5 protein-coding genes are annotated in these 6,693 nt (G+C 70.1%); 1 reads left to right on the plus strand and 4 read right to left on the minus strand.

The window, feature by feature from the left end; translation table 11 throughout:
• The 4 genes from E1285_RS42275 to E1285_RS42290 form a co-directional block, all read right to left on the minus strand.
• Positions 1 to 656: DUF6801 domain-containing protein (locus tag E1285_RS42275; protein ID WP_132160464.1), on the minus strand; the 656-nt coding region annotated here is incomplete at its 3' end.
• A gap of 301 nt (positions 657 to 957) precedes the next feature.
• The gene (locus E1285_RS42280; RefSeq protein ID WP_132160466.1) at positions 958 to 1,965 is read right to left on the minus strand and encodes a cupin-like domain-containing protein; all 1,008 of its coding nucleotides are present in this window, start codon (positions 1,963 to 1,965) and stop codon (positions 958 to 960) included.
• A 45-nt stretch (positions 1,966 to 2,010) separates the two neighbouring features.
• Positions 2,011 to 3,396 carry a DUF6801 domain-containing protein gene (locus E1285_RS42285; protein ID WP_132160468.1) on the minus strand — a complete coding sequence of 462 codons (1,386 nt, stop codon included), beginning with the start codon at positions 3,394 to 3,396 and terminating at the stop codon, positions 2,011 to 2,013.
• A 75-nt stretch (positions 3,397 to 3,471) separates the two neighbouring features.
• A complete protein-coding gene (locus tag E1285_RS42290; RefSeq protein ID WP_132160470.1) occupies positions 3,472 to 5,088 on the minus strand; it encodes a glycosyltransferase family 39 protein in 1,617 nt (538 codons plus the stop codon).
• Between the two features lie 417 nt (positions 5,089 to 5,505).
• On the opposite strand from E1285_RS42290, the gene E1285_RS42295 reads away from it, so the two are divergent.
• On the plus strand, positions 5,506 to 6,693 hold a 1,188-nt coding region (locus E1285_RS42295), incomplete at its 3' end, for a helix-turn-helix domain-containing protein (protein WP_132160472.1).

Consider the following 6,693-nt stretch of genomic DNA (forward strand, 5'->3'; position numbering starts at 1 on the left):
GGGGTCGGAGTCGGGGTGGGCGTGCCGTCCGTGATCTCGAACTCGGCGAACGGGTCGTCCTGGCCCGGGTCCTTGGTGCACTGGACGTTCTGGCCGCCCGGCCACACGGAGGTGCCGTCCTCGCGCTTCGGGTCGATGCGCTGGACCATGTTCTCGACGAAGATCTCGCCGTGGCCCGGCTGGGTGAAGACCAGCTGCGGAGCGGCGCCCGTGGCGACCAGGTCCCACTCCGCGCCCGGCGTCTGCGGGATGTCGTGCGACGGGATGACCACGTCCACGGCCACCGGCAGCTCCGGTGACTCGGGCACCGACAGCACCGCGTCGGCCGTCGCCGTCCCCTCGATGGTGTGCGCGCGGACCGCGCGGAGGCCGTTGGTGATCGCCCCGGTGATGTGCGCGGTCGCCGTGATCTCGAACGCGGGGGTCATCTCGCCGACGGGGATCTCCGCCGGGATGTCCGAGGTGACGTCGACCGTGAGCGGCTGGTTGCCGATCAGCGGGAAGACGCAGTGGTAGTTGATCGTCTGCTGGACCGGCACGGCGGCGGCCGGCGCGGCGCCGATGACGCCGAGCGCCGACAGGCCGAGCCCGCCGATGGCCGCGACCGCGAGGCCTCTGGCTCCGCGCCGCTTGCGTCTGCTGAGTTTGTCTTCCAACTTTCTGCCTTTCTCGAGACGAGGCCGAGCTGGCGAAACTGCGAACCGAAAACTACCGACCGGTATCGAGGGTGTCTTTACGGTTCACTGACAAATTCGAGAGTGATTCCACTCACCGTTCAACACGCATACAAGGTCATTTTCTCGGGACCGGATATGCGCAGATCATGACACTTTTCAGGCAGCGCGAAATACACTTGCTCGCGATGCGACAATAACCTTCGAGCAGTTAGGCGACTACCGGTTCACCGGCCGATAACTTGTCATCGGGCGATCGTTTTTCCGGTGCCGCGGCCGATGCTCAGAGGTGCTTGTAGGTCGTGTAGTTCGACGCGAAGTCGTTGTAGCGCAGGAAGTTGGTGAAGCTCATCGTGATCGTGGCGTCCAGGCCCTCGACGTAGTGCCACCAGCCGATCGGGATGAACAGCAGCTCGCCCGGCGCGAGCGTGCACTCCAGCACCTGCGCCTGCTTCATCCTGGGGAAGCTCTCGTAGTCGATCGCGCTCGCGTCCACGTCCGAATAGCAGTGGACGGTGTTGTAGATGAACGCGGTGTCGTGCAGCGGCACCATTTTGATCTTCTTGCGGCCCATGACCTGCGCCATGAAGTTGTTGGTGAGGTCATGGTGGAACGGCGTCTTCGTTCCGGGCGGCCCCAGCCAGAAGAAGCTCCGGCCGCGGGCGTCGCCGTCGAGATACTCGCCGATCGGGTCGACGTCGTCCCACAGGACGTCCAGGGCCTCCTGGTTGCGGGACGCGTTGTTGGCCGTCATGTAGAAGTCGTTCGTCGTCCCGGCGGCCTCGACCATGTCGACGTACTCGCGGAACGGCATGGTCTTCTTGTGCTGCGGCCCGTTGATCTCGTAGTGCTCGTCGGATTCGCGGCCGAACTGCACCTCGACCTCGTTGCCGCCGCAGGTGGCGCGGAGGTAGTCGAAGTTCCACTTCGTGCACGCGGGCCACGACTTGAGCATCCCGGTGATGATGACCGGGCGGTTCTGGAAGTAGTACTCCTCGAAGAACTCGTCCCGCGACGGCCGTTCCCGGCGTTCGATCTCGCCGCCGGACGCGCGCATCCGGGCGAGCCGGCCGTAGACGGTGAGGGTCCATTCGCGTTTGCGCAGCCGGTTCGCGACGCGGGAGCCGCCCTGCACGTACGGGCTGGCGAGCGCCCCGGACACCTCCCGGGCGGCCTCTTCCTCGGTGAACTCGTTCTTGACCAGCACCGCGCGGATCGCCTCCGGGGGATTGCCGAGCAGCAGGTTCTCGGCGATCCAGCGACGCCAGTCGTCCTTGGGACGGGTGGTCACGGCATGCTCCTCTCGTCGGCGGGCGGCTCGTTCTCGGCGAGGCGCTCAGCGCGGATTGCGGGAAGGCTGTGGGAGTACGGGCGGGCAACTGATCTCGGCGAACGGGATGCAGGTCGATCCGAGCGTCACGCGGAGCAGGTTTCCGGGGCCGGCGACCGAGCCGTTGAACAGATGATCGAGGTCCTCGCCGACACCGCATCCCCGGAATTCGGGAATGGTGAAGCTTCCGTCGACCACTCCGCCCTCCAAAATGTTGGGCATCTGGCCCTTGAGCCTGAGATCGGCGTCGGTGGCGGTCCGGCAGTTCGCGCCCACGTCCAGTGGCGTGCCTTTGACCTTCACGTCGCGGATGCGGATCGACATCTTCATGTGGGCGCTGACCGACTGGATTCCGGTCTGCAGGTCGCTGATCGCCTCGAACGTCCCGTAGTTCTGCGGGTCGTCCGGGTCACCGGGTTTCAGGGGCCGCTGGGTCATCTCCATCGTCGCGGTGGTGGGCATGAGCCCGAACGTCAGGAACGTGGACGTCGACCGCAGCGGCGTGACGAACCTCTGCCGCACCGAGGCGCCCTCACGGGTGATCATGTAGATCATGTTGGTGAGCGCAGGCTCGGCGAACTCCGGATCGTTCAGCATGGCCGCGCCGTCGAGCTTCGCGACGTTGGAGAATCCGGAAAGGTAGACGCAGCCCGGCATCCAGGTGGCGTCGGGCCCGGTGTACGTCCCGCACTCCGGCGGCGTCCCGCCGGGGGCCTCGGCGGGCGCCCGCCCGACCTCCGGCGCCGCGGACGCCCCCGGCGCCGGAGTCTCCCCCGGCGTCTCGCCACCCCGGACAGGGACGGTCGCGAGCGCCATGTCCCGCCCCTCGCCCGGGGTGCAGGTGATCGCCAAAGGCTTCGCGTCCTTGCGGGCGCCGCCGCCGGCGTCGCGCGATTCCAGCGTCAGCGCCAGCTCCCCCGCCGTGAACGTCAGGTCACCGGCCCCCGCGGGCGTCACCGGCGGGACGTCGCCGGACGCGGCCAGCTCCAGGTCGGCGTCCTCCGCCACCGGGGTGGCCGGCGTGGTCAGGCCGTCCCACGCCACCGGCGTGGACGTACCGTTCTGGCGCACGGTGGTCGCGAGCCGCGCGGTGCCCGCGACGGAGGCGCCGCCGAGCGCGGCCACCTCCGGCAGCGCGGCCTCCGGGACGGTCACCGTCGCCGTGATCCGGCCTGGCCGGACGGGTCCGCCCGCCGTCGCCGATGCCGGGAACGTCCCCCGCACCTGGACGGCGACCTGATGCGACGTCCCGGACGGGAACTCGCACGCGTAGCCGAGCGCGGCGTCGGCCTCCCGCGCCGTGGCGGTACCGCCGGTCAGCGACCCGGACACGACCGTGCCGAGCCCGAGCGCCGTCACCGCCCCGACCATCCACCGGGCCCGGATCCTCATCGTCGGTCACCTCTCTGAAGCAGCAGAAGCCGCGGAAGCTGTGGAAGCTGTGGACGTTCGTGCGGGTTCACGGGGTCAGGTCCAGCCGGGGAGCCACAGGCGCGCGAGCCGCTCCGCCTCCGGGAGCGCCTCGGCGGTGAGGATCGGATGGAGGTGGAACAGGTTCACCGCGACGACCGCCAGGTAGGCGGCGCCCGCCCCGGCGATCACCGCGCGTATCACCGGACGGTCGCGGTACGGGACGAAGATCCCCTGGAAGAGCAGGACGATCGCGAGGATCGCGAACGGCAGCATCGGCAGCGCGTAGGTGGAGTACATCGTCCGGCCGTCGAACGCCGCCGGAAGCCACGGCAGCAGGCCCGCCAGGTAGCCGCCGACCACGGTGGCCGCCCGCCAGTCGCGGAAGAAGACCGAGTAGCACGCCATGGCGAGCAGCGCCGCGATGGAGAACCACCAGATCGCGGGCGTGCCGAGGTGGATGATCTCGCTGACGCACGTCTGGGCGTGGCACCCGTCCTGGCCCTCCGGCGCGGTCGCCCGCCGCATGACGGCCGGATGCCCCAGGAAGGGCCACTGCCACGGCCACGACTGGCCCGGGTTCGGGCCCGTCACGCCGCCGTGGAAGTCCAGGGTCATCGCGTGGTAGTGCCACAGCGACCGGACCGGGTTCAGGAACGTGGGCCAGATGCCGCTCGGATTGAGGTCGGCCCAGTCGCGCTGGAACCCCGGGAGGGTCTGGCCGAACAGCGCCTTCTGCAGGCCCGTCCCGGAGGCGAACCAGCCCCACCAGGCCGCCGCGTAGACGGCCCCGGCGGTGAACCCCACCTGGAGCAGGGACAGCGGCGCGTCCAGTTTCAGCATGCCGCGCCACGGCCGGGCGACCCCGGCGTCCTTGCGGGCGTTCCGGTCCCAGATCAGAGCCAGCGCCCAGAAGAAGAGCATCGCGTACACGGCGGACCATTTCGTGCCGCAGGCGAGCCCGAAGCAGATCCCGGCGCCGATCCGCCACCCGTGCCGGACGAGCGGACCGCCGGGCTTCGCGCCGTCCCCCGCACCCTCCATGAGGGAGGCGAGCGCGGCGCGGGTCCTGTCCCGGTCGATGAGCAGGCAGCCGAAACCGGCGAGGATCCAGACCAGCATGAAGATGTCGAGCATCGACACCCGGCTGGACACGAGCCACGACCCGTCCAGTGCCAGCAGCAGCCCGGCCGCGCAGCCGAGCACGGTCGAGCCGGTCAGCCGCCGCGCGATGCGGGCCAGCAGCAGCACCGCGAGGACGCCCGCGACGCCGGCCGCGAACCTGAACCCGAACGGGCCGACGCCGAAGACCGCCATGCCCGCCGCGATGAACCACTTGCCGAGCGGCGGGTGGGCGGCCCACTCGGCGCCGCCCGCCAGCCCCCGCTCCGGGTGCCCGGCGAGGAAGTGGAGGTTGGCGGGGTTGCCGTCCGACCCGGCGTTCCAGTTGTGCTCGACGCCGTAGTGCAGGAACGACCACGCGTCCTTGGCGTAGTACGTCTCGTCCCAGACGAGCGCGTGCGGGGCGTCGAGCCGGTCGAACACCAGCACCCCGGCGAACGCCGAGACGAGGAGCGGCCCGAGCCATCCGTAGGAGGGCCCGCGCAGCCGCTCCCAGCGCGACGGCGCGTCCGTCGCGGACTCGGGCTTCTCCACGGCCACCGAAGCGGTCAACGCGCCCCACCCCTTCGGTCGTCACGGTCCGGATTCATGGACCGTAATGAGCGCCCGGCCACAAATACATCGAATCCGCGACGAAGAAGGATCCGCGTTTCACTAAGTTGATCGCACCCTGACCACGGTCAGCCGCCACCTCGAATCGATCATTATCATCGGACAACAACTTTCAAATCGGGATGCATTTATTTTGTCGCCGGCGAGCAATGCCAAGGGCGGCCGAGCTCGCCGATGCCGCCATCGCCGTCGTGGCCGCCCTGTGCCGCCGGTGCCGCAGGCACAACTTTCGCGTGGCTTATAACAGGGTGAGCAGCGGCCGAAGGAATTTGTTCTTCAGCTCTAGAGAACGGGGCACGTGGGGCGTGCGACCGTCAATGCGTTCCGCGTCACAGCGGAAGCGACGGAGGTGCGCCGATGACCAGAGCCCTCGAACACGAAGGTCCCGCCGATCGCGACGGCGGGCTCCCGCCGCGGCTCGCCCGGCTGATGCGGCCGGAGCTGCCCAGCCTCGCCGAGGAGATCGTCGCCGAGATCCGCCGCGCGATCCCCGAGTACGCCGGGCCGCTCGACGGGCCGTACGGCCAGGTGCTGCGGCTGAGCGTGGAGCACAACCTGGCCGCGTTCGCCGACCGCGTCGCCGCGCTCCACGGTGCGTCGAGGGTCAGCGAGGACTCCGCGGGGACGGCCCGGATGCTCGGCCAGTACGAGGCGCACGAGGGCCGCAGCATGGACTGCCTTCAGGCCGCCTACCGGATCGGCGGGCAGGTCGCGTGGCGGCGCGTCATGAAGGTCGCGCCGCGCTACGACATCTCCTCGGCCCTCATGTCGCGGCTGGCCGAGGCGCTGTTCGTCTACCTCGACGACCTGGCGGCGCACTCTCTCGACGGCTACCTGCGGGCCAAGGAGCGCCCGATACCGGCACTCGACGAGCGGCGCCGGCGGCTCCTGCGCCATCTCCTGGAAGACCCGGAAGCCGACCTCGCCGAGCCGGCCGAGGCCGCCGGGTGGACCGTCCCGGACGAGGTCACGATGATCGCCGTCGAGCCGGAGGCCCGCTGCGTGTGGACCTCGCTGGACGAGGACGTCCTCGCCAACCTGGAGTGCGCGGCGCCGCACCTCCTGCTGCCCGGACCGTTCACGCCCGGACGCCGCGCCATGCTGGGCGAGGCGCTTCCCGGCCGCCGGATCGCGGTCGGCCTCACCGTGCCGCCCGGCCAGGCCGCGGACTCGCTCCGCTGGGCCCACCGGGCGCTCGGACTCGCGCTCGACGGCGTCTTCGGCGACGACCCGGTGACCCTGTGCGAGGACAACCTCGTCCCGCTGTGGCTGCTGTCCGATCCCGCGCTGGTCGAGCAGCTGGCCCGGCGGCGCCTGGGCCTGCTGGACGGCATGACGCCCGGCCAGCAGGAGCGGCTCACCGAGACGCTCCGCACCTGGCTCGTGACCCGCGGCACCGCCGCCGAGATCGCCGAGGCGCTGCACATCCACCCGCAGACCGTCCGGTACCGGATGCGCAAGATCGAGCAGACCTTCGGCAAGGAGCTCGACGACCCGGAGGCCCGCTTCGGCATAGAGGTGGCGCTGCGCGTCGCGGACTTACGC

The sequence above is a fragment of the Actinomadura sp. 7K507 genome, from assembly GCF_004348425.1.
Taxonomy (GTDB): Bacteria; Actinomycetota; Actinomycetes; order Streptosporangiales; family Streptosporangiaceae; genus Spirillospora.

Excerpts from the sequence above, each read along its gene's own strand:
- E1285_RS42285 (WP_132160468.1), bottom strand. The coding sequence starts at position 3,396 with ATGAGGATCCGGGCCCGGTGGATGGTCGGGGCGGTGACGGCGCTCGGG.